Source organism: Paenibacillus sp. MER TA 81-3 (assembly GCF_023713585.1).
GTDB lineage: Bacteria > Bacillota > Bacilli > Paenibacillales > Paenibacillaceae > Paenibacillus_B > Paenibacillus_B profundus.
The window spans coordinates 90663-114476 of record NZ_JAMAWB010000015.1 but is presented as its reverse complement, the minus strand read 5'-3'; the positions used below and the strand labels follow the sequence as shown (position 1 = coordinate 114476).

The window sequence follows — 23814 nt, the reverse complement described above, 5'->3', positions numbered from 1 at the left end:
TAACGGGAAGGCTAGCTGGGAGGCATCATTTATGCGATGGACGATGCGCGTAGTTCGAATGGTGATTACGATATTGATGGTAAGTTTGATTTCAAGTCTATTAACGGTAGGAACGACAGCAATCGTCGTTGACCAGTATATTCAGACGGCGTTAAATACCTTTCACATTCCGTTGGAACGAAAACCGTTAACACTAACATCGATGTGGGGCGTTCTGCTCGGCTCAGGAGCGGCAACCGATCCGACCAAGGCATCTGGGTCTGTGACGGGAGGAGTCCAGCCTGCAGGAGAACGAGGCGATGCAGGCGACACAGAATCAGGAGAAGCAGGGGGAGCAGGAGGCGGGTCGTCAACAGGGAATCAATCCAAGCCGGATCCGAATGCAGCCGCTGGTGAACCGTCAGACGGCGCGCTGCCGGTAATGGGGGGCATATCATCAGGGCAGGAGGCCCGTCAGCAAGAGCGGGTCGTCGTTCCGCCGGATGTGCTGTCTAAGAACAAAGACGATATGTCCAAGACGAAGAAAGAAGAGCTGTTCACCGCACTCATGAAGAAGCTTCCGCAAGAGGAATGGCAGCATCTCTCCACGTTAATGGAGGATGGCTTAACATCGAGTGAGCTGACGGAAGTGGAGCAAATTTTAGCAAAGCATCTCAATGATGAAGAGTATAAGCAGATGCGGGAATGGCTTGTCGGAGAGAGCGGGACAGCCATAAAAGAAGATGGCGGCTCAGGGGCTGCCGCACAAAATACACAGGAAGTCGAACCGGGATCCGGGCCGGAAGCCAGCTCAAGATTGGGGCCTGAATCCGGGCAAGACACGGGACAAGACTAATCCAGCAATAAATACCATGTATATAAAACGCGAAAAGAGTCATCTTCAATAGAAGAGGCCATTCGCGTTTTTTTCTATTATGTGACTTTCCAGGGGCAGGCGCTTGCTCCCGGCGTCAGTTGCATTGTTCTTTCGACCTGTGTTACATTAAACAAGATGAAAAAAGATGACAAAACGTTAACCTTTGTCACTTTGTGCTGAAATCGTAATGGATGAACTTGAAATAAAGGAGACCAACATGGAACGTTTCAACGGAAATCGTCGGGACAACGAAGTCGGACAAGACTCGAAGAACCGATGGCAACAATGGACGGCAGCATGGCGGCAGCGGCTGGCATCGAGCACCGCTACACGATGGGTTGCGAAATCTCGCAAGCAAATCGTGCTTTCAGTTGGCGGATTGGCGCTCATTGCGTCTGCCGTATGGGGCGGTACAGCCTATGTACAAGCAAATACAGTATCTTTCTTTCATGTATATAAAAATAATGAGCTCGTAGGAACGATATCTGCTCTTGATGATTTGGAAGGCTTCTACGCTAAGAAGCAGGATGAAGTACAGGCAAAGCATCCGAATGCGCATATGCAGCTTGATATGGAAGGCATTCGCACGGTGGCTGATTCCGGCTTCAAGGCGCAGCCCGCAACGAAGGAGACGCTGGTGAAGCTCGGCGGCATGATGACCGCTTATGCGGTAGGCGTAGAGTTGAAGGTAAATGGCAAGAGCATCGGCATTGTGAAGGACGAAGCGACGGCTGAGAAAATATTGCAGCAGGTCAAAGGAAAATATACAGAGAAAAGCACGAAGAACAGCAAGAATGCGAAGGAAGTCAAAGTGCTGTCTGCTCCGGTGCGATCCGTTAATGCGACAAAGGCGATGTCGCGTCTGGAGTCGGTGAGCTTCCGCGAACGGGTAAGCATGGAAGGCAGCAACACGGATCCGGACAAGCTGCTTAGTCCGCAAGAAGCAATTAACAAATTGACCACTGGCCAGAATAAGCCGAGTAAATATAAAGTGCAAAAAGGTGATACCGTCTCCTCCATTGCGAAGAAGATGAACGTATCGATTCAAGCGATTTATACGAATAATCCATCTGCCGGCGAAGAGGTACTGCAAGTAGGCCAAGAGCTCGATCTGACGGAAGCGAAGCCGTTGATTACCGTAAAGACGGTCGAAGCATACAGCGAGTATATCGTGACAGAGCCGCAGAAGATTGTGAAAGAGGACCCGGAAATGCGAGCGGGGGAATCTAAAGTCGTGCGTGAAGGCAAGCAGGGCTTAAAGCGCATGTCGTACCGTCTCATTAAAGATAACGGTATGCTGTCGAATGAAGAGTGGATCGATCAAGAAGTAATCGAGCCAGCGATTCCGGAAATTGTCATACGGGGAACGAAAGTCGTGCGCGGAGAAGGCACTGGATCGTTCGATTGGCCGGTCAGCGGCGCAACGCTGACGAGCGGATACGGCAAACGTTGGGGACGTATGCACAAAGGCATTGATATGATATCATCCGACCGTTCTATCATGGCGGCCGATGAAGGGGTTGTCGTGTTCGCAGGCGAGAAGAGCGGTTACGGCAACTGCATTATTGTGAACCATCGCAACGGCTATAAGACGTTGTATGGACATCTAAGCAAGATCGATATCAATGTAGGCGATATTGTGGAAAAAGGTCAGAATATCGGCGTCATGGGCAGCACGGGAAATTCAACAGGAACGCATCTTCACTTTGAGATTCATAAAGATGATGAAGTGCAAAATCCTCTAAAATATTTATAAACAAGCAGAAGGCGGGACGAATCACGTTCCCGTCTTTTTCGTTATAGAGGTTGTTCGTGCTGAAAAGCGGGTCTTTTTGAACACGAGCCTATAGGCCGTCTGGACTCACTTTTTCAATCCTCCAACGTTTGCTATCGGGATGAAGAGACAATTATGGTAAAATAGAGTGACACTGGTTAACAGCTATCATGAATAGGAATCGAACTAAGTGATATTGAAATTGGAGAGAGGTGCAGATTCCATGTACGGCAAAATTCTCGTCGTGGATGATGAACAGCCGATTGCGGATATTTTGAAATTCAATCTGGAAAAAGAGGGCTATGAGGTCGTGTGTGCCTTCGATGGAGGAACAGCGGTGGAACTGGCTTTATCGGAGAAGCCGGACCTGATACTGCTCGATTTGATGCTGCCCGTCAAGGACGGGATGGACGTGTGCCGTGAAGTGCGTCAGCACCTTCAAATGCCCATCATTATGCTGACCGCGAAGGATACGGAGATCGACAAGGTGCTTGGTCTCGAGATGGGCGCTGATGATTACGTGACGAAGCCATTCGGCACAAGAGAGCTGCTGGCGCGAGTCAAAGCACATTTGCGGCGTCAGAACAAAGTAGCAGTCCAAGGCGAGGATGCTGGTGCAGGGGCGGCGGAGAAGCAGGGCTTGCGCTTGCACGAGCTGCTTATCGATACGGATATGTATGTCGTCTATAAAAATGGGGAGATGCTCGATTTAACACACCGTGAGTACGAGCTACTCCATTACTTGGTGCGCAGCTCTGGAAAGGTGATGACGCGGGAGCATCTGCTGCAGGCCGTATGGGGATACGAATACTTCGGCGATGTGCGCACCGTCGATGTGACGATTCGCCGTCTGCGCGAGAAAATCGAGGACGATCCGAGCAAGCCGGAGTATATTATTACGCGCCGCGGTCTCGGCTATATGATGCGCAATCCTCGTAACGGAGGCTTCTAGATGAAATGGGGCATCGGCCGCTTCTTTCGAACGATACAGGCAAAGCTCATCATTATTTATGTGCTGCTCATTTTGATTGCGATGCAACTTATCGGGGTGTACTTCGTCAGTTCGATGAAGCATTCCCTTACGAACAATTTTACGAAAGATTTGCAGACGACGGCCGAGCTTATGTCCATTTATGCCGGACAGACGTTGAAGGGCGAGGAAATGCTGGAGAACGAACGCACATTGGAAGAGTTGAATACGTATGTGCATAGCTTCTTCAATATGAACGGTGTCGAGATTCAAGTCATCGACGCAACCGGGAAAGTACTAACGACTTCCGTGCAATCTAACATGGAAATCGTCGGCCGCAAAAATACGGAGACGGTGGTCAACCGCGCGTTGCAAGGAATCCGCGACAATCAGCAAGTTATTATTGACGAGGACAATGTGCGCAAGCAGGTGCTGGCTAAGCCGGTCTTTTCGAACGACAAGAACAATAAGATCGTGGGCGCCCTCTATATCGTCGCGTCGATGAAGGATCTGTATGCGACGATTGAAGGCATCAACCGCATCTTCGTCTCGGGTATGGCGATTGCGCTCGGACTAACGGCGGTGCTCGGCATCATATTGGCGCATACGATTACTCAGCCGATTAAAGAAATAACGAAGCAAGCGACGAAGGTGGCGGAAGGGAACTTCGCCGGGCAAGTGCCTGTATTGGGAACCGATGAAATCGGCCAGTTGAGCGAGGCGTTCAATTATATGACCCGGCGCCTGCAGGAAGCGCTGAATGCGAACGAAGAGGAGAAGGAGAAGCTGGCTTCGATTCTGACCAACATGAGCGATGGCGTTGTGTCCACCGATGAGAACGGCAAGGTCATTCTCGTCAACCGCCGTGCCTGCAAGATGTTGGATGTAGATACGGAAGGCGCGGAGGGGCGCAATATTGCCGATTTGCTGCGCGTGCCAATGTCACAGGTGGAGCAGCTTGTCAGCGGCCAGCTCAATTGGATTCTAATCTCTCCGGTGGAAGGAGAGAGTCACGCTCAAGAGGAGAGCGATACGGTGCTGCGCGTCTCGTTCACACCGGTTCACCGCCGCGGAGAAGGAATGACAGGCTCTATCGTCGTGCTGCAGGACGTGACTGAGCAGGAGAAGCTGGAGCAGTCTCGTCGCGAGTTCGTCGCGAACGTGTCGCATGAGCTTCGTACCCCGCTTACGACGATTAAGAGCTATGTGGAAGCGCTCGATGACGGGGCGCTTGAGGAGCCACAGCTGGCTGAACGCTTCGTCGGCGTCATACGCAATGAGTCGGAGCGCATGATCCGGCTCGTAACCGACCTGCTTCATCTGTCGCGGCTTGATTCCAAGCAAGCGACACTGCGCAAGCAGCCGACGGATATCGTGGAGATGCTGGAGGATGTCGTAGACCGCTTCTCCTTCCAATTCCGCAATCGGGGGATTGTGGCGAAGGTAGAGGCGGAAGATGGCATCGGCAACGTCGTCATCGATCGCGATCAGATCGACCAACTGCTGGACAATCTCGTATCCAATGCCGTGAAATATACACCGGACGGCGGCGAGGTGACGTTGTCTGCCTCCCTGTCTGAGACGAAGCAGTTGGTGCACTTGACGGTGAAGGATACCGGAATGGGCATTCCAAAGAAGGATTTGGAGCGAATCTTTGAGCGGTTCTATCGGGTCGATAAAGCCCGATCGCGCAATATGGGCGGGACAGGCCTCGGGCTGTCCATTGCCCGGGAAATTGTAAGAGCGCACGGAGGCGACATTCGGATTGAGTCAGAGTGGAATGTCGGCACGCAAGTGACCTTTAGCTTGCCGATGACATTCGAAGGGAGTGAAGCAAGCGAATGATAGAGCGGGTTAAAACGGTGCTGCTCACCGTTCTCGTGCTGCTCAGTCTTGTGCAGAGCTTCTTCCTCACCTATGACATGCCGAACTTCGATGTGGTTGAGAAGACGTCAAGCGACTATATTAAGACCGAACCGTTAGGCCCGGAGGAAAAAGTAGAGAATCTGGTGTTCCCTGATCAGGTCGTGCTTCATCTTGGAGAGAACAAGCATACGGTGCTGTACCCGGGGATGACGTTCTATAACATGATTATGAAACGGCTGCAAGGCCGCTCCTATGATGGGTTCCAGGGCCGCCCGGTCTCATCGGTCGAATGGACGCGAATCCGGGAGCAGAACGAAGGTGTGGAGCTGCGCTTCTTATCTCCCGTTCCAGCTAAGCTTCTGCAGAAGGAGTTCCCTATTGCCGATGATGCCGCATTTTTGACCGAGGAAATTCGTAGTATTTGGCTGTACGCGACGAAAGATGCCAGTGAAGTACGCGTATTCTTCTTCAATGAGAAGGGGGATACGGCATACGAATCCACGCGCGCGAATTTAACGGTCCAGGATGTGAAGCAGCAGGTTGAATTCGGACGCAAATGGACACCGTACAAGCTGGTGAACGGAACGTATTACGTTCCGGAGCAGCCGCTCGAATTAATGGACGTGACGTTGCCCTTCGAACGAGTTACGATAGAGGAGATGCAGCGAAGCTTATTCTTCGATCCGACCGTAACGAAAAATATCGAAACGGGAAGCTCTGAAATATATACAGATGCCAAGCGCGGGCTAGAGGTTAATCGGGCACAGCAGTGGATTATCTATTCCGATCCGGCAGTGCCGACAGAGGGTCGTCAAGATGTCGCGGCCGACGTGACGGGCGCGGTACGGTTCATCAATCAGCACGGCGGGTGGAACGGCCGCTTCCGCTTCGTCATGATGGACCCGGATGAGAAGCCCATCGGGGTGTTCGGTGGATCGACGAGCTTGGGCAGGGTATTTCGCTTCCAACAATATTGGGGCTCGTATCCGATTATAAGCACGAGCGCCTTCCGCTTCGGTTATATGCAGGTAACAATGCAGCAAGGCACCGTAACGAGCTATGAGCGTTCACTCGTTCAGCTCTTGCAGCGGGCAACCGAGAAAGAAGTGCGCCACCTGCCAAGCGGCGATGCGCTTATTAACAAGCTGAATTTGCTGGACAAGGGGAAAATGATTGAATCGCTTGACCCGGTCTATGTTCCGTCGCAGGAGAAAGATGTAATACGGCTTATTCCCACCTGGCAGGTGAAATATAGCGACGGCACGGTGTCATTGCTGAAATAAACATTCGTAATGCATGGCAGAATTCAATCACTCACAGAGGGGAGGATCCGCATGGATTGGAGTCGGGCCAAAAATGTATTAATCTATGCGTTTTTATTGCTTAATATCGTGCTCGGTTATCAGCTCTGGCAGGATGTTCGAGATCGGATGCACTCTGATCTCGACTGGACGTCTTTATCCGAGGAGACACGTCAAATTATGGACGTGAAGCACATTCAAGTACCGGCGAAGATACCAGCGGAGACTCCGACGCTGAGGGAGATTACATACCGATTCGTTAATCGCGGGACGGAGCGGGTACCCATACAGACACCGAAGGATAGCACGATCATCTTTTTAGAAAAAGAACTGATACGCTCGCTGCAAGGCGACATCCCGCATATCGAGATGTACCGCTATGATGAGCTGTCGGGCAAACCGGGCACATTTGTGCTTCATCAACGGCTGGCGAACGGCTTGCCGATCTTCGAGGTATCCTTGGAACTATCTGTGAGCGAACAGAAAATAACGGCATACCGTCAGCAGTACGTGGAGCTCATCGAAACCAAGAGCAATAAGGAGCAGAAGATTTTGCCGGCCTCGCAGGCGCTTGGCAGTGTAATCGAGAAGGTGATGCCGGGTTCGATCGTGAAGGATATCCAGCTTGGATACCACGGGCAAATTTTCGACGCGGAGACACAGGTATCCGCCCCGTCTTGGCGAATTATGCTGGAAAATGAGGTTTATTACGTAAACGCCATTAACGGCGCGGTCGATAATTTGCAAGCAGGAAAGAAGGAGATAGACAAATGAGTTTACGATTTACCGTATTGTCGAGCGGATCGACGGGCAATGCGACAGTGATTCAAAATGATGAAGCGACGCTTATGATTGATGTCGGTCTAAGCTGTAAGCGTACGGAGCAGCTGCTGGAGGAACAGGGCCTCTCCGGCAAGCAGATAGACGGCATTCTTGTTACGCATGAGCATTCGGACCACATCAAAGGGTTGGGCGCGTTTGCCCGTAAGTATGATGTGCCCATTTATGCCAATGAAAATACGTGGGAGGCGCTGACGAAGCATGTCGGTGCGATCGCGGACGAGAAACGGATTGTGATGCAGACGGGCGAAGCTCGCGATTTTGGAGATTTGCGCGTGGAATCGTACGGTATTTCCCATGATGCGGCTGAACCGGTCGGCTACAGCTTCTATGAAGGGGATACGAAGCTGAGCGTCACGACGGACCTCGGTTATATGAGCGATAAGGTCAGAGATGCGGTCATCGATTCCGACGTGCTCGTTATGGAGTCGAATCACGATGTTGAAATGCTGCGGATGGGACGATATCCTTGGAACATTAAACGGCGTATTTTGGGCGATATGGGCCACTTGTCGAACGAAGCAGCAGGCGAAGCGTTAGGTGAGGTCGTGACGGGCAATACGCGCCGTGCTTATTTGGCGCATTTGAGCCGCGATCATAACATGATGGACCTCGCCCGCATGTCGGTGCAGAACGTGATGGAGGATAACGGACATTTTTTCAAAGAAAGCGAGTTTCAATTACGAGATACGTATTATGACAAGCCTACGCCATGGGACACGGTTCATGTGAAGTCTCCAGTTCGTCTGTAAGCCACAGCTCGAGCTGCTCGGCTTTGAGGGCGATATCTTCATGCGTAAGCAAGCCTTTCTCCACGAGCAGTTCCATTAACGTGGAAAGGGCTAACGTCAGCCGATATTGGTCTTCCTTCATATCGGCAAGCTTCCCGATCAGATCCACGTCCGACCAGACAGAAGATGATGATTTCATAGGCATGTACTCCTTTCAATTGGAATAGGATGATAGTGGTTACAATCCCGATTCTTTTCTCTCAATTTCTCTTTTGTATGATAGAATATGTACAAGGTTGCAAATCTATGACATTTCATTTCACATTATAGGCTCATAGTAAGCATTAATATATAGTGTTGACCGATTGAACGCATAACATTCAGGTGAACGGGGTGTTATGGCGGTAAGGTGCGGTGGATCAACCGGACATGGCGAAGAGCCCGTGTTGAGGGGAGTTGGGTCGGATGAGCTTTTTTGATGATGATTTTTTCTCGCCGAAGGTATCGCGTCGGATCAAGAGAAAATGGCACGGGCAAACGGAAGCGCCGGGATGGAAACAAAAGAAGCTCAGACGGGATTCGGGTCGCAAATGGTCAACCGTACAAGTTGCGGTCGTTAGTTCGGTAATTAGTGCGTTGTTAGCGGTCCTTCTATACAGCTGGTTAGTCGGTGCCGGAACGGCTTCGCAGCAGCCGGTTGCAGTAGCGGGCAGCGAGAACGCGTATGATCCGTATGAACGGATCGTGCAGGCTGCGGAGAAGGTGAGCCCTGCCGTCGTCAGTATCGTGAATCAGCAGAAGAGTATTACGGATGACAGTGAAGCAGTGAAGGATACGAACTTGGGATCCGGGGTTATTTTCAGTCAGGAGAACGGAAAAGCGTATGTGCTGACGAATGAACATGTCGTGCAAGGCGCCGATAAGCTCGAGGTTGTACTGGCAAATGGACAGCGTAAGAACGCGGAGTTGATCGGTAAAGACCGTGTGATGGATATTGCAGTCATTCGCATGGACGATGCTGGTGTGACGGCGGTGGCGGAGATCGGAGATTCCAAGAAGCTGCGGCGCGGCGAGACGGTGATTGCAATTGGCAATCCGCTTGGATTTGGGGATTCGCTTACAGCGGGAATTATCAGCTATACGAACCGCGTTATACCAGTGTCGCTCAATCAAGACGGCATATATGATTGGGAGCAGATGGTCATTCAGACGGATGCGGCCATTAACGAAGGCAACAGCGGCGGTGCCTTGGTCAATCTGAACGGGCAAGTGATTGGTATTAATACGATGAAGATTGCGACGACCGGTGTGGAAGGACTGGGCTTCGCCATTCCGACAAATGAAGTGATGTGGGTTGTAGATCAAATTACACAGTACGGCAAAGTCGTGCGCCCTTACTTGGGCGTGTATACAGTGGATTTGAATAATCCGTATGCTCCCATCACTCAAGAACAACGGGAAGATCTACAGCTGCCGCTAGAGGTAACGGCGGGTGTTATTGTTTTGGAAGCGACCGGACCGGCGAAGAAGGCTGGCATGCAGCTGAACGATGTAATTGTCCGGTTCGATAACGATCCTATCGGCACGACGCTTGATCTCCGCAAATATTTATATGAGAAGAAGAAGATCGGGGAGAGCTTGGACGTGAAGTTCTACCGGGACGGCAAGCTGATGACGACGTCGGTGGAACTGTCGGATAAGCCAGAGTGAGCAGGATACAATAAGAGCGAATCACACATTTCTCGGCGCTGAAAAGTAACCTTTTGAACATGCGTATATATGCATTACATCTTACGGGAACATACAGAACTATGATATGATGGACAGGGAGCGCTGTGCCGAACGGCTGAGGCGTGCCACATGGTGTTAGAGGACAGCAGGACTGGCAAGAAAGAGGGAACGACATGTACGTAGTATGCAAAGATCATGTAGAATTGGCTATCGACAAATTCGTAGATGAATTCGAGGACGCTCCGGACATTGTCGATCTGGATGAAGTGGAATTCAGCGATTGGGAAAGACCGATCAAATGCTGCATGGATTGTGAGCATGAAGCGAATTTCCTTGTCGTGTAACGTGCCAAGGGCGTAAGGCATATCGTAAGGGACATTCTTACGTCAGGCTGAATAGGGAGAAGAACGGAACAAGGGCGAGAGACCGCAAGGGTCGCAGGCCCTTGTTTTTTGATCATTATGGAATGTTTGAATTCGGTGAGGTGATTCGTTCTGTTTTGACTGTGAGCAACTTCCGGATCGGGTGTGGATAATGGGGAAAAGGAGAAAAACGTCATGAAATTCAAGTTATCCACATGTGGATATTGAAATATAGGGAAAAATACTGCTTGCCAAAACTAATGTAGTTAGTTATTATACTAATAACATTAGTTTAATTGGGAGTTGGTTTTTATGCGGATGCGTAAACACGGTTTTATTATTCAATTGACATTTTTACCTCATCTGTTTCCGGTGAATTGTTACTTGGTGGAGGAGGAGCATGAGTTGACCTTGGTCGATGCGGCGCTTCCCTTCAGCGTTAAAGGAATATTAAAGGCGGCGGAACGGCTTAGCAAGCCAATTACACGGATTGTACTTACCCATGCGCATGACGACCATGTCGGTGCGTTGGATGCGTTGAAGGAGGCTCTGCCGCAGGCTCAAGTCTTGATCTCGGAACGGGATGCCAAATTGCTGCGCGGTGATCGCTCTCTTGAACCGGGTGAGCCTCAGACTCCAATACGGGGAGGCGTTCCGAAAGCGGTGCGCACGCAGCCGGATGTGCTCCTTCAGGATGGAGATCGCATTGGTTCGTTAACGGCGATATCTGCACCAGGGCATACGCCGGGCATGATGGCCTTCCTGGATGAGCGAAGCGGTGCTCTCTTGGCCGGTGACGCGCTCCAGACCCGCGGCGGCATCGCCGTCTCTGGCAAGCTTAAGCCGCTGTTTCCGTTCCCGGCCTTCGCGACCTGGGACAAGGCCGCTGCGCTCGATAGTGTGCGCAAGCTCCGCGCATTGTCGCCAACGCTGCTGGCGGTCGGTCACGGCGAGATGATTGTCAACCCGCAATCGGCGCTCGACCGGGCCATTATGGATGCAGAACAAGAATGGGGGAAGATGGAGCATGTCCAGAAAATCACTCGATAAAGCGACCATTCTGCAGGCTGCAATTGAGCTGGCCGATGATATGGGATTGGAACAAGTAACGTTGTCCTCCTTGGCGCAACGGTTGGGCATCAAGTCGCCATCGCTTTACAATCATATCGATGGCATGCCGGGCTTGCGGAGGGAGCTGGCCCTTCACGGACTGCAGCTGCTGTGCGATGCAATGACGAAAGCAGCGGTCGGCAAAGCGGGAGAGAAGGCGCTCCTCTCCATCGGAATCGCCTACGTGGCGTTTGTGCGAGAGCATCCCGGGCTGTACGAGGCGACGCAGCCCGCGCCCGATCAGATGGACGAGGAGCTGGTGGCTGCATCGTACCGGAGCGTGCAACTGCTGCTTGACGTGCTGGATGAATATCAGTTGGAACGTGACGACGCACTGCATATGGTGAGGGGGATGCGCAGCATGCTGCATGGGTTCGCTTCATTGGAGCTGAGGGGGGGATTCGGCCTGAAGCTTGATACCGATGAGAGCCTGATGCGCATGCTTCGGACGTACCTGTCTGGCATGGAGCTGCAAGTGCGGACAATCGATTGAACATAGGAATAGCCTAACTTACAAAAAGCGAACCGCCCTGAAGGGGTTCGCTTTTAACATTAGTATCACTGCAATCCACTGCTTACTTGGCGATTTCCTTGCTTATGCCGAGCGGGATAGGGGCCTTTTTCTCTTTGAACATGAAGTAGTAGCAAATGGCTGATGTCACATACAAGATACCCGTCATGCTGAACGTTATTGCGTACCCCCAATAGTAGCCGTATGTGGTGACCAAGTACGACTGCACGGATCCCATGCTGGCCCAGCCAAGCATGAAGGCCGTCTGCGTGAGCGAGTTGGCGATTCCCCGGCGGGAGTCTGAAATCCGATCCACCATGACGGCCGATTGAATGGGATTGGCAGCATTCATAAGCGCTTGCCGGAACAAGAAGCTGACACTGGCGATTAGGATTAGGTTCGTAAATCCGGTCAAGAGCAGAAATGGCAGCGACAGCATTTGAAAAATAACGATCGCTTTCACTTGGCCTACCCGCTTAACCAATGTCGGCCCGATAAGCATAGAAATGATCGTCATTACTTGTCCGAGTGAAATGAGAATGCCCACCGACGTTAGCGACACAGAGAACCGATTCGTAAAATAAAGGTTCAAATAAGGCACGACCAGTCCTGATCCGAGGCCAACAAGGAGCTGACAGTATGTAAGACGGCGAATGTCTCTCCATTCAAGCTTGGGATTCAATGACTTCGGACGAATTTCTGTTGCGGATGGCGACACGGTCGGCACCTTTTTCTGCTCCAACACGAAGAGGAGCGGAAGAAAGGCGGCAAAGCTCGCGACGCCGCCAACCATCAAGACGGTCTGCAGACTCGCAACTTTGCTCCAGCCGGCGGTCTGCAGCAGGTCGGCCATATATCCGCCCCCCATGCTGCCTAGCACCTGCCAAGCAAGCCCTAGCGCAAAGTGATAGCTGAACAGCTGCAGCCGCTGCTCTTTGCGCGTATTTTCAGCAAGGAATGGCACCGCTATCACTTGGAAGCACGCAGCGAACAGTCCAGAGAAGATGGCGAGGGAATGCAAGCCCCACTCTGACACCACATACGAACGCCCGACGAAGCCAAGGCCGGTGAACAGCGCACCGGCAATCAGAATCCATTTGCGACTCGTCCGGTCTCCGAGAAAGCCAATCGGGACAAACATCAGTGCAGTCGCCAACGATTGCAAACTAATAATTGTCCCGTTCATCTCATCGCCGTAACCGAGCGATTGAATATACAAGTTATACAGCACCATGAACATGCCGCTGCCGATTTGAAATAAGCCATTTGCTAGAAAAAACACTCTAATATTGCGATTCCATGTCTTGAAGTCCATTACCGCTTGCTGATAAAAACGCATGATCGCTCCTCCATTAAAGCGCGTAATCGAAAAGGCTTTGGCCTTTGGAATAGCCGCTAAAGTCGATAGCCTTCTCCATTGTAACAAGGGAACCCTTTCCAAGGAAGAGGATCATGCAATAATATGCGCGGAACGCGGACAACGTGGAACCCCGATTCTGCTTAATGAATGAGCTTGCTTTCCTTCGCCTTCTTGACGAACTTCGCGCTGGATCTATTAATCGGTGTCTTCAATGCCAAGCCGATGACGAGCGTAAGCCCCACATAAATGCACATCATGAGCAAGTCGCGCTGGATGACATCCCACGATATCCCGCCCACGGCCTCGCGCATCATGCTAATTCCGTACGTGAAGGGAAGGTAAGGATGAATCGCTTGAAAGAACGGCGGCGTCACTTGAATCGGGAACGTCCCCCCGGAACCGGCAAGCTGCAGCACGAGCAGGACGATGCTGAGCGCTTTGCCGACATTGCCGAACACCGAGACAAGCGTGTACACAATGAGCATGAAGACAGCGCTCAAAATGAGGCCGAACGTGACGAACCACAGTTTATTAAGCACGTAGGCGCCCAGCACGTAAATATCGCCTGTCGTGACGAGCAGCGACTGGAGCAAGGCAATGGTGACGAACGTCAAGTATCTGCCGAAGTAGACGTGATGGTCCTTCATCGGGGAGGCGAACTTCTCCTTCCGTGAATGGATTCCGTTCTCGGGATCAGGATTGGTATTCGCATGAATGCTGTTCATCTCCTCTGGTTCCCTATGTACCTCCACCGTTAGCAATGACACGAGCAGCAAGGCGCCGACCCATAGCGATAGGGTAGTAAAAAAGGGTGACATCGCGGAACCGTAGTTCGGGATTGGGTACAGCTTGTTCTCCTTCAATACAACCGGCTGAGCGAAAAATTCACTTTCCTTCTCGAAGTTGTTCCGCAGCAAATCGATAATTTCATTAATATCGCCCTGAGCTTCCAATGCACGGATTTTATCGGCGATATGTTTGATTTTCGACTGAGCGACGGGAAGGTCGCGTTTCAGTGCGATAATTTCTTGATTGCCGAAAGTGAGCGCCTTTGCCGCATCGTTCAATATGTTTTTGACGTCGGGAATCCGCTTGAGCGCATCGTGCAGCAGCGTTTGTGTATTAGCTACCGTGCTGCGCGCCTTATCGACACCTTGCAAGATTTTTGGCTTGATTTCGCCGTCATATCTACCGAGCAAGTCGCCGGCAATGGCGGCCGTATCGCGGGCCAACCTGTTCAGACGGTCGGCAAGCTCACCGGATATGGTTCTGCCTGTATTGACGGCTGTCTTCATCTCGCTGATGGTGGATAATTGCTGCCCGAACTTATCGGCAATCCGCTGCAGCTTTCCGATCTCGGACCCGAATATATTTCCGGGGGTTAATTGGTTCAGACGCCCCAGCCACTCTATCGTTCCATTTACGATCTTCAGTGCGGTATCGAGCCGCCGCGCAGCTTGATCCAGCGCGTTGAGGACGACAGACGGCTTTGCATTCACATCCTGTACGATGGCGGTCAATTGCTCCATCGCGAGCGATGTTTGCTGTACGGAAGCGAGGTCCTGCTTGATAAATGGGGAAATGGCCTCGATTCCTTCCTGGCTGTACTTGAGAAGCTCCCCGATTCGCTGCGAGAATTGTTCTCCCTCGGTGGCGATCTGTGCGACAAGGGGGAGGTTCTTCTGCGCTTCTTGAACGATTTCATTCGCTTTGCTCACGTCGGCCAAGGCGGTGTTCGCGATGCGGACGAACTCGGGAAAGCCTTTTTCCAGCTTGAAGACGAGGCTCTTCACCTTCTCAATTGTCGGCAACTCATTTTTCAACTCGACTCCGATCTCATTGAAGATTTGAAAGATGGTCCGGTTCGCCGTCTTGACGAAGTTGGAGCTCACCTGTTCGATGATGCTTGATGCGCCTTTTGACGTAATTTTCGGGGAAATGGCATTGATTTTTTCGTTCACGTAATAGACGATCTCCGCTTTCACCGGCTCGTCTGAGAGCACGGTCCCGATACGAGCAGAGAAACTGTCCGGAACGATGATGCTTGCGTAATAGGTTCCGCGTTTTACCCCGGTCAACGCTTTTTTCTCGTCGACGAAGGTCCAGCCGATCTGCGTATTTTCTTTCAGCGATGCAACGATTTCCTTCCCGATATTAATCGGTTTATCGAGGATGGTCGTTCCTTTGTCGTTGTTGGCGACAGCGATGGCGATGCCTTTCGTATTGCCGTATGGATCCCAGGAAGCGAGAATATTGAACCACGCATATAAGGAAGGCAGCCCGATTAGACCGACAATGATGATGAATGCGGCCCAATTGCGCGTTATGTTTTTCAAGTCCGTTGCATAGATGGAGAAAATGTGTTTCATGATGGCCCCCAATGAATCCTTTTGACTTCATTATGCCTAAGATCCATTTTGACCATCCGAATAGGGAGATGATTGGTTGGCAGGCCGAGTGATAAGATTTTAATAAGATTGGCTGCAAGCCCGCTGTATATGGCTGGTAATATGTTACTTTGAAGAGGTTGAACACGCACTTGAAAGAAACAACCTATTTAGAAGAGGGGGCATATGATGTTACAGGTGTTGCTAGTGGATCATAATCCGTCTGAGCGTAAAAAAATAGCAGATATGATAGGGGTATGCGGGCATACTGTCGCGGGGGAAGCTGGAAATTTTGGAGAAGCGCTGGCCTGGATCGAACGGGGTTGGCCTACTGTAGTAATGACCGATCTGACAGTTCCCTATCCGGAAGGACTCCGGCTTGCCCGCTATGTCCATGAACAGCGTTTGCCCATCGTCACCGTCATGCTCAGCACATATGCGGACTTTGACGCTGTTCGACAGGCGATGCGTTATGGAGCGAGCGATTATTTAATTAAGCCTGTGAAAAGAGAGGACGTCCAGCGGGCATTGGAGCGTGCAGAGCGCTCGGTCCATTATTTCTGTTCTGCGCATCAGAAGTTGGCGGGAGTACAGAGCTTTTTTACCCGATTGGAGCGCATGACTCCGAGCGAGCTTCTGAAGGAGCAGCATGAACTGATTCAATCCTTGCTGCTGTCGCAGGGCGATGCGCACGGGATGCATATGGATGGCTTGCGATTCTTCGCAGATAAGTGGCGGCAAATGCTCGGCGCCTCCGCGTTGCCTGTCTGTACGAGTCCGTGGCCAGACACCGACCATGACAGAGCGGCATTTGTTTCGCACCTGGCTGAAGTGTGGATCGCACATACATATACTTCCGCGTTGGGGAACCGAAACGTAAAGCTTCTTTTTAAGATGCCTTGCGATTACATTCACGAGAACTACCGCAAGGAAATAACGCTGCCTGACATGAGCAGGCGATTCGGGATGAGTGATTCGTATTTCAGCACCCAGTTCAAACGGTGGACCGGATACTCCTTCGTGCAATATGTGAACCGGATTCGCATCCAGAAGGCGAAGGAGCTGCTGTTGGAGCCGGACCTGAAAATATATGAAGTGGCTTATGAGGTGGGCTATACGACGCTGCAGTATTTCAACCGTGTATTCAAGCAGTCGGTATCTGTCAGTCCGATCGAATATCGGAGGATGCTGGGCATGTGAAGAGGTTCTTGAAAAGTTCCCTTTGATCACGAAATATCTTGCAGTGCGGCTTTATCTGATCTTTATATTTTTTGTTAAGAGAAAAATCGGCGAAAAAATCGAAAATCCGTTTCATTACATCTCGCAATCTCGCATCTATACTAGTATTTGTCAGCAGAAAGGAGTGTTGACAGTTGCGGGTATGAAGCTGGTCATCCCGATAGCATATCGGCACGGCTTGCTGCATACACATAGCATCTTAAGAGAGCTCTCTGAAATTTAATTTTAGGAGGAATCGATTACGGATGAAATGGAAACGTCAAAGGCCGGCCTTTATTTTATCTCTGTGCATGATATGGTCGCTGTTGGCTCCGGCTGGACAGGCTGTTGCGGCAGATTGGCCGCAGCCCGCGTTCGGACAAGTGCTGGATAAGCGAAGCATGGAGATCGGTCCCGGGGCGAACTACACGTGGTACAGCATGAACCTGCCGCAGGGATTGCAGAAGGTTCACTTTTTGGAATTCGACCCGAAAAATCAGGCCTTGGATATGCAGCCAGGCATGACTGACGGAAAAGTATACGGCATGCAAGGCGTTACGAAAATGGCGGACGATGCCGACAAGGAGGGCAATCGGGTCATCGCAGCTATAAACGGTGACTTCTACGATATGACGACTGGCGTGCCGCTCGGGATGTTCATGGGCGGCGGCGAAATATTGGTCAGTCCGCCTGCGCCTACTGATTGGTATGCGTTTGGACTGAAAAATGACGGCACGACGATTTACGGATTAAGTCCCACACTCAAGCGAACGCTCCAAATCGGTCGGAAAGACATTGAAATTTCCGAGATTAACCGTATGCGGGAAAATAGCAGCAAACTGAATCTGTACACATCCTCTTTTCATACGTCGACGATGACGAATAATCTGGGTGACGAGGTCGTGCTGGATATTGTGTCCGGCGAAGTGAAGAGCGGCAGCGCCTTGAAGTTGAAAGTAGCCGAAATCAATAAGGACAAGGGGAATACGCCGCTAGTGGCAGGCAAAGTCGTCTTGTCCGCATCCGGCACTTATCGTGACGCGCTGCAAGGACTGCAGGTCGGCGATGAGGTGACGGCCCAGTTCGAGCTGGAAGAGGCGTGGAAGGACGTCAAGATGGCGATCGGCGGCGTGGCGCAGCTGTTGAAAGACGGCGAGGTGCAGCCGCAGGATGATAAGGCGCTCTATCCGCGCGTGGCGATCGGCACGAAGGCGGACGGCTCGATCGTCATGATCGAGATTGACGGCCGGGCGCCAGGATTTAGCGAAGGCGTGTCTTACGACGACTTGGCGAAGGTCATGAAGGACATCGGCGTAGTCAACGCGCTCTGCCTCGATGGAGGCGGCTCGTCGACCTTCGTGGTGAAGCTGCCGGGCGAATCGGTGCGGAAGATTCTGAACCGTCCGTCCGACGGCGGAGAGCGGAAGACGGCGAACGGCATTCTGCTCGTGAACAAAGCGCCGGAGGGTGCCGCATCCAAGCTGGTCGTCCAGCCGAATATGGAGCGGGTGCTTGTCGGCTCCTCTTATTTGCTTAAGACGGCGGGCGTCGATGCGAACGGGCATCCGGCGGCCATTACGGGAACGCTGCAATGGAGCGTCGATCCGGCATTTGGCACGTTCGATGCGAACGGCGCATTTACGACGGAGCAGACGGCGGGCGAAGCGGATGTGACCGTTACCGCAAACGGCTTGACCGGGAAAGGACGTGTCGAGGTTGTGAAAGACCTGACAGAGCTTCGCTTTCCAGATGCGGTGAATTCATATGCACCTGGCGAGAAGGTGGCCATGCAGGTAACGGCGCTGCGCGACGGACAGGTGATTGTGTCGGACAACCGTCAATTTGCATGGCGCGTGGAAGGCCCAATCGGCAGCATCGATGAGCAAGGTGTCTTTGTGGCAGCCAATGAGTCGGAGAAGAGCGGTAAAATTATGGTCAGCTACGGGGGGATTGAGGCTTCGATGGAAGTTACTGTCGGCCAGCCCCCTGTTATATTGGAAGACTTCGAGGACGGAGTGGGACGTTACAAGGAGGTTAGCGGCGCTCGTTACAAGAGCGTTCTAGTCAGCGAGGAGACCGGAGAAGATTTCGTCCGCTTCGACAGCAAAGCGGCCAAGCTGGAGTATGATTTCACGGAAACGGTCGGCATTTCCGGTGCCTATCTGGAAGCGAAAGACACTGCTTCCCAAATCGAAATTCCGGGCTATCCAGAGAAGATTAGCGTCTGGGTATACGGTGACGGCAAGAAGCATTGGCTGCGCGGACAACTGCGGGATGCCAACAACGGAGCGGTTGATTTGAATTTTACGGATGAAAAGGAAGGTCTCGGATTCGTAGGCTGGCAGTACTTGGAGGCCGATGTTCCGAAAGGCAAACCGCTTCCGCTCCGCATGACGATGCCGATTCGTTATATGGAAACGAAAAATGACAACAAAACGGCGGGCGTGCTCTACATCGATCAGATTCGGGCGTTGTATGGTCCGGCCACTGACGATATGGATCCGCCGATTCTGAAGGATTTTTCTCCGGTGGATGGCAGCACAATTAACACAGCGACACCGGAAATTCATGTCTTCGGTGAGGATTATGGGTACGATCCTGTCGCGCATCCGGCAACGACGCTGATCGATCCGGATAGAACCCGCATGTATGTGGACGGCGTCCTCGTACAGCACGGCTTCTATCCGCCGAAGGGCAAGATTCACTACACGCCGAATGTGCCATTGGCGGACGGCGTTCATACGGTCAAGGTGAAAATATGGGACTTATCCGGCAATCAGACGGAGAAGGAATGGATGTTCATCGTTGATACCGATTCCTCCAAACTGACGTATGACGGACCGGATAATGTATATGCGGGCAATGTGTACACGGTGGATGTGAAGAGCGTTAAGGCGTCGAACATTAAGCGTGCGGACATCGCGCTTGCGTTCGATCCGTTAAAGGTGGGGAATCTGGAAGTGGTGGCTGGCCCCAAGCTGACCGATGCGAACGTACAGCCGGAGGTAGAAGCCGATAAGGGAGCCGTGCGGCTGAAGTTGAGCGGCTTGAACTGGCTTAAGCTGACGGACGACGATGTGCTGGCGCAAATCAAGTATCGGGTAAAGACGAATGCAGATGGCGAATTGAAGATTCACTTTACTTCAGGCTCCATCGCCTTCATGGATAAAGGGGAGACCGACTTCGGTTTCTTCGGACTGCCGCTTGTGGCGGCGATTCAGTATCATCTGCGATTGAATTGGAATCCAGACGGGGTGGCCGAGGGGCAGGAGACGGTATTCGGAGTCGTTGACGAGAAGGGCGTGCCGGTCGAAGGCGCCCGCATTATGACGGCGGATGGCACGGACATCGGCGTCACCGATGCGGACGGCAAGCTCGCCACGAAGGCGTTAACGGACGAGGTGAAGGAATATTCGCTGCAGGCAGTGCAGGCGCAGGATAACCGCTACAGTCCGGTAGTGAAATTCAAGGTGTCGCCGTTAGCAGGCAGCGATGAGCCATACAATATTGGCGTGTCGATGGGCGCGGATCCGTCGACGTCCCGCGGCTTCACGTGGCACACCCATGCGAACGTGGAGACGACGGTCATTGAAATGGCGAAGAAGGATGGATTCACCGACTTTGCTGCACCTGGCGTCAGCAAGGTGGTCGGCACGAGCAGCCTGTATCATACGTGGGATATCGGCACCGTGCGGGTTCACAAGGCAGTAGCTGATGGGCTTGAACCAGGCACGGAATATGTGTATCGCGTCGGTAACGGGGATGGAAAGCTCAGTGAGCAAGGCTCGTTCAAGACAGCGGAAGCGAATGGAGAACGGACAAAATTTTTATTCTTTGGCGATTCGCAAGCGTCGAATGAAGATGGATTCAATCTGTGGAGCGATATCGCTCATAAGGCCGTATCCGATCACCCGGATTTGGACTTCATTTTACAAGCAGGGGACATGGTCGAGGATGGGTTCAAGGAGAAAGAATGGAGCATGTGGTTCAAAGCAGCCCAGGATATCTTCTTGCAGACAACACTCGTATCGGTGGTCGGCAACCATGAGGTGACCGGCACGAGGAAGAATGATGATTTCCTCGCTCATTTCAATAACCCGCAGAATGGGTTGGATAGCTTGAAAGGCAGCAATTATTCCTTTGATTATCATAATGCGCATATTGTAGTGCTGAACAGCGAGTACGATTTCGAGGAACAGAAAGAGTGGCTGCGCCGCGATCTGGCCGCCACGGACAAAACGTGGAAGATCGTTACGTTCCACCGCGGACCATATGGCAGCCAATACGATTCGGAGCATATCCGCAAGGCGTGGACGTCCACGTTTGACGAATTCAACGTTGATCTGGCGATGAATGGACACGACCACGTGTACGTCCGTACCTATCCGCTGCGCGGTGGGAAGCCGGTCGGCGAAGGGGAAGGCACGACGTATGTCGTCGGTGGCTCGTCCGGTCCGAAGTTCTATCCCGTGACGCCGCGTGAGTGGCAGCTCAAGGTGGACGGCGAGCAGACACAAATCTACGGAGCGATCGAGATTGTTGGCGGTGAACTCAAGTTTACGGTAAAGACGATAGGCGACCGGTTGGTTGACGAGTTCACGCTTCGCAAGGGAGATCCAGCGGTGCCTCCGGCTGAGGTTGTTATCGACCAGCCGGAAGTGAATTTGGCAATCGGCGAGAGCGTAAAGCTGAACGCCACCGTGCTGCCAGCCAATGCCGCTGATAAGACGGTAACGTGGTCCGTATACAGCGCTTCGGCGGACGGAACGGTGAAGGTGACTCGGGATGGAGTCGTCACCGCCCATGAGATGGGGACAGCGGTCGTCCGTGCAACGAGCGTGGTGGAAGCTGTTTATGCAGACAGCTTGATTACGATTGACCGTCTGCCAGACGTGAAGGTGGGCGAAGTCCGTCTGGACCGGACCGAAGGCAAGCTGAAGGAGGGAGAGACGCTGCAGCTGAACGCTACCGTGCTGCCAGAGGATGTCAGTAATAAGACCGTCATCTGGTCTGTGTACGGAGCAGCGCCGGACGGTGTGGCGACGGTGTCGGATAGGGGCTCATTGCAGCGGTGAAGCCGGGAACAGCCGTCATCCGCGCCTTGAGCAAGGCGGATGCCGATAAGTACGCTGACTTTAACTTGACGGTGGAGTCGGCTAGCAGACCGCCGGAGCCAGAGCGGCCGGACTCTTCCTCTTCGTCTTCGTCGTCGGATGCGGGCAGCTATAAGCCTAGCGAGCCTGCGAAGCCGGCGGAGCCTTCCGTGAAGGTAGAGAACGGCAAGATTGCCGTTCAGGCGAAGCGGGAGCAAGGCAGTACCGTGGCGAAGGCTGTCATCACGGCTGAGGCATTGGATCAGGCGTTGAAGGATGCGCAGCCGGATAATCGCGGCGTGAAGAAGGTTCGCATCGAGGTCGCGGCGGATAAGGAAGCGACTGGCGTGGATGTATCCATGTCGGCAGCGGCATTGACAGGCTCTGGATTGCAGCAGCAGTATGAGATGGTGACGCCGCAAGCGATCGTGACGGTGCCATCAAATATGATATCGAAGGATGCGGCGAAGGATGCGAAGACGATAAGCATTGTCATCGGACAGTCCGATCGCGGTTCATGGCCCGCAGCGCTGAGCGCGAAGGTAGGCGAGCGACCTGCGGTAACGGTGGAGCTGAAGGCCGATGGCAAGCCGTTGAGCGGCATGCGGGCGGGAGCACCTATGCTCGTTGCGATTCCTTACAAGCCGACAGCGCGGGAGCTGGCACTTTCGCACAGCATCATTATCTGGGCAGTGGATACTAGCGGCCGTTCGGTTGCGGTGCCTAGCGCCAAATATGACGCGGCGACAGGCATAGTACGCTTCGAGACAATGCAACTCGGGACGTATGCGGTCGGCTTCAATATCAAGGAGTTCGCTGATACAGGCAAGCTGGATTGGGCGAAGGTGTCCATTGAAGCATTGGCGGCAAGAGGCATCATCGACGGTGTGGACGAGAATCGCTTCGCACCGCAGCTTGACATTACGCGAGGGGACTTCACTGTCATGCTTGTACGGGCGCTTGGTCTTCAAGCTTCCGGCGGCGGTTCCGCCAGGTCAGGCGCGGACTCTGGCTTCGCTGATGTCAATGCAGACGCGTACTATGCCGAAGTGGTTGGCATGGCGAAGGAGCTTGGTTTCGTGCAGGGCAAGGGAGATAATGCGTTCGGACCACGCGATGCCATATCGCGTCAGGACATGTTCACGATGGTGGCTCGAGCTTTAGAGAAGACGGGCATGCTGAAGGTTGACGGCGATTCGGATGCATTAGCGGCGTATACGGATTCGGCGCAGGTATCTGACTATGCGAAGGGTAGTCTAGCCGGTCTGCTGCAGGAAGGTCTCCTTCAAGGGAGCCGCAGCAAGCTGCATCCAGATAGCCGCGCTACGCGGGCGGAAGTGGCCGTCTTCTTGAACAGGGTGCACAACCGCGTGTATGAGTGAATAAAAGCGGTAAAGTGGTATGTATAGTGAAAGGGCGTTCTCTAAGGAGAGCGCCCTTTTTGCAATTAATTATGTGATTGGGAACGTGGGGCGATCCCGGCGAGCATGTTGTCTGTAAAAGTGTATATGGCCACTCTCCCCCCCCTTCAGAAAGCGCATTGCGTTATGAGCCGATCGGCTTGTTGCGTGGTTAAATTAGGTCTGGCTGAATCGTTCTTGCAATGGCCACTCGTCGTTAGTTGTTTAGTTGACTGGTTATCTAGCTGTCTGCCGTGTGCTGCTGTCTGAATGGTCGACGTTGAGATAGGAAGTGAATTTTCTG

Annotated in this window: 17 protein-coding genes; 14 read left to right on the top strand and 3 right to left on the bottom strand. The window is 52.5% G+C overall.

The window, feature by feature from the left end; all coding sequences use genetic code 11:
- The first annotated feature begins 31 nt into the window (after window positions 1-31).
- The 7 genes from M3650_RS20970 (at window position 32) to M3650_RS20940 (ending at window position 8359) form a co-directional block, all read left to right on the top strand.
- Window positions 32-835 (top strand): spore coat protein, encoded by an 804-nt coding sequence (locus M3650_RS20970; RefSeq protein ID WP_251577487.1) that lies wholly within the window; start codon window positions 32-34, stop codon window positions 833-835.
- A 238-nt stretch (window positions 836-1073) separates the two neighbouring features.
- Window positions 1074-2612: a peptidoglycan DD-metalloendopeptidase family protein gene (locus tag M3650_RS20965; RefSeq protein WP_251577485.1), complete on the top strand. Its 1539-nt coding sequence runs from the start codon at window positions 1074-1076 to the stop codon at window positions 2610-2612.
- Window positions 2613-2853: 241 nt separating this feature from the next.
- Window positions 2854-3582 carry a response regulator YycF gene (gene yycF / locus M3650_RS20960; protein WP_251577530.1) on the top strand — a complete coding sequence of 243 codons (729 nt, stop codon included), beginning with the start codon at window positions 2854-2856 and terminating at the stop codon, window positions 3580-3582.
- Window positions 3583-5445 carry a cell wall metabolism sensor histidine kinase WalK gene (gene walK, locus M3650_RS20955; protein ID WP_019423271.1) on the top strand — a complete coding sequence of 621 codons (1863 nt, stop codon included), beginning with the start codon at window positions 3583-3585 and terminating at the stop codon, window positions 5443-5445. It abuts the gene before it with no gap.
- Window positions 5442-6749, top strand: coding sequence for a YycH family regulatory protein (locus M3650_RS20950; RefSeq protein WP_019423272.1), 1308 nt, complete (start codon window positions 5442-5444; stop codon window positions 6747-6749). Before walK ends, M3650_RS20950 begins: the two co-directional genes overlap by 4 nt.
- 51 nt (window positions 6750-6800) lie before the next feature.
- Window positions 6801-7541, top strand: coding sequence for a two-component system regulatory protein YycI (gene yycI / locus M3650_RS20945; protein WP_019423273.1), 741 nt, complete (start codon window positions 6801-6803; stop codon window positions 7539-7541).
- Entirely contained in the window at window positions 7538-8359 is an 822-nt protein-coding gene (locus tag M3650_RS20940) for an MBL fold metallo-hydrolase (protein WP_251577483.1), read from the top strand. Before yycI ends, M3650_RS20940 begins: the two co-directional genes overlap by 4 nt.
- Here the strand turns inward: M3650_RS20940 and M3650_RS20935 are convergent.
- Window positions 8313-8537: a hypothetical protein gene (locus M3650_RS20935; RefSeq protein WP_019423275.1), complete on the bottom strand. Its 225-nt coding sequence runs from the start codon at window positions 8535-8537 to the stop codon at window positions 8313-8315. The two genes, M3650_RS20940 and M3650_RS20935, sit on opposite strands and share 47 nt — an antisense overlap.
- Before the next feature lie 266 nt (window positions 8538-8803).
- Between M3650_RS20935 and M3650_RS20930 the strand changes: the two genes are divergently transcribed.
- The 4 genes from M3650_RS20930 to M3650_RS20915 all read left to right on the top strand — a co-directional run bounded on the left by M3650_RS20930 (window position 8804) and on the right by M3650_RS20915 (window position 12034).
- Entirely contained in the window at window positions 8804-10048 is a 1245-nt protein-coding gene (locus tag M3650_RS20930; protein ID WP_019423276.1) for a S1C family serine protease, read from the top strand.
- A 194-nt stretch (window positions 10049-10242) separates the two neighbouring features.
- Complete coding sequence (locus tag M3650_RS20925) at window positions 10243-10413, top strand: CxxH/CxxC protein (protein ID WP_019423277.1); 171 nt, start codon at window positions 10243-10245, stop codon at window positions 10411-10413.
- A gap of 330 nt (window positions 10414-10743) precedes the next feature.
- A complete protein-coding gene (locus M3650_RS20920) occupies window positions 10744-11481 on the top strand; it encodes an MBL fold metallo-hydrolase (RefSeq protein ID WP_251577482.1) in 738 nt (245 codons plus the stop codon).
- Window positions 11459-12034, top strand: coding sequence for a TetR/AcrR family transcriptional regulator (locus tag M3650_RS20915; protein ID WP_251577480.1), 576 nt, complete (start codon window positions 11459-11461; stop codon window positions 12032-12034). Before M3650_RS20920 ends, M3650_RS20915 begins: the two co-directional genes overlap by 23 nt.
- Before the next feature lie 82 nt (window positions 12035-12116).
- Here the strand turns inward: M3650_RS20915 and M3650_RS20910 are convergent, their stop codons facing one another.
- Window positions 12117-13391 (bottom strand): MFS transporter, encoded by a 1275-nt coding sequence (locus M3650_RS20910; RefSeq protein ID WP_251577477.1) that lies wholly within the window; start codon window positions 13389-13391, stop codon window positions 12117-12119.
- A 161-nt stretch (window positions 13392-13552) separates the two neighbouring features.
- Window positions 13553-15781: a YhgE/Pip domain-containing protein gene (locus tag M3650_RS20905; RefSeq protein WP_251577475.1), complete on the bottom strand. Its 2229-nt coding sequence runs from the start codon at window positions 15779-15781 to the stop codon at window positions 13553-13555.
- Window positions 15782-15988: 207 nt separating this feature from the next.
- Between M3650_RS20905 and M3650_RS20900 the strand changes: the two genes are divergently transcribed.
- From M3650_RS20900 to M3650_RS32320, 3 genes are all read left to right on the top strand, one after another.
- On the top strand, window positions 15989-16999 hold the full coding sequence (locus M3650_RS20900; RefSeq protein WP_251577473.1) for a response regulator transcription factor: 1011 nt from the start codon (window positions 15989-15991) through the stop codon (window positions 16997-16999).
- A gap of 284 nt (window positions 17000-17283) precedes the next feature.
- Entirely contained in the window at window positions 17284-22092 is a 4809-nt protein-coding gene (locus M3650_RS20895) for a phosphodiester glycosidase family protein (RefSeq protein WP_251577471.1), read from the top strand.
- The gene (locus tag M3650_RS32320) at window positions 22089-23492 is read left to right on the top strand and encodes an S-layer homology domain-containing protein (protein ID WP_251577469.1); all 1404 of its coding nucleotides are present in this window, start codon (window positions 22089-22091) and stop codon (window positions 23490-23492) included. Before M3650_RS20895 ends, M3650_RS32320 begins: the two co-directional genes overlap by 4 nt.
- Window positions 23493-23814 lie beyond the last annotated feature (322 nt).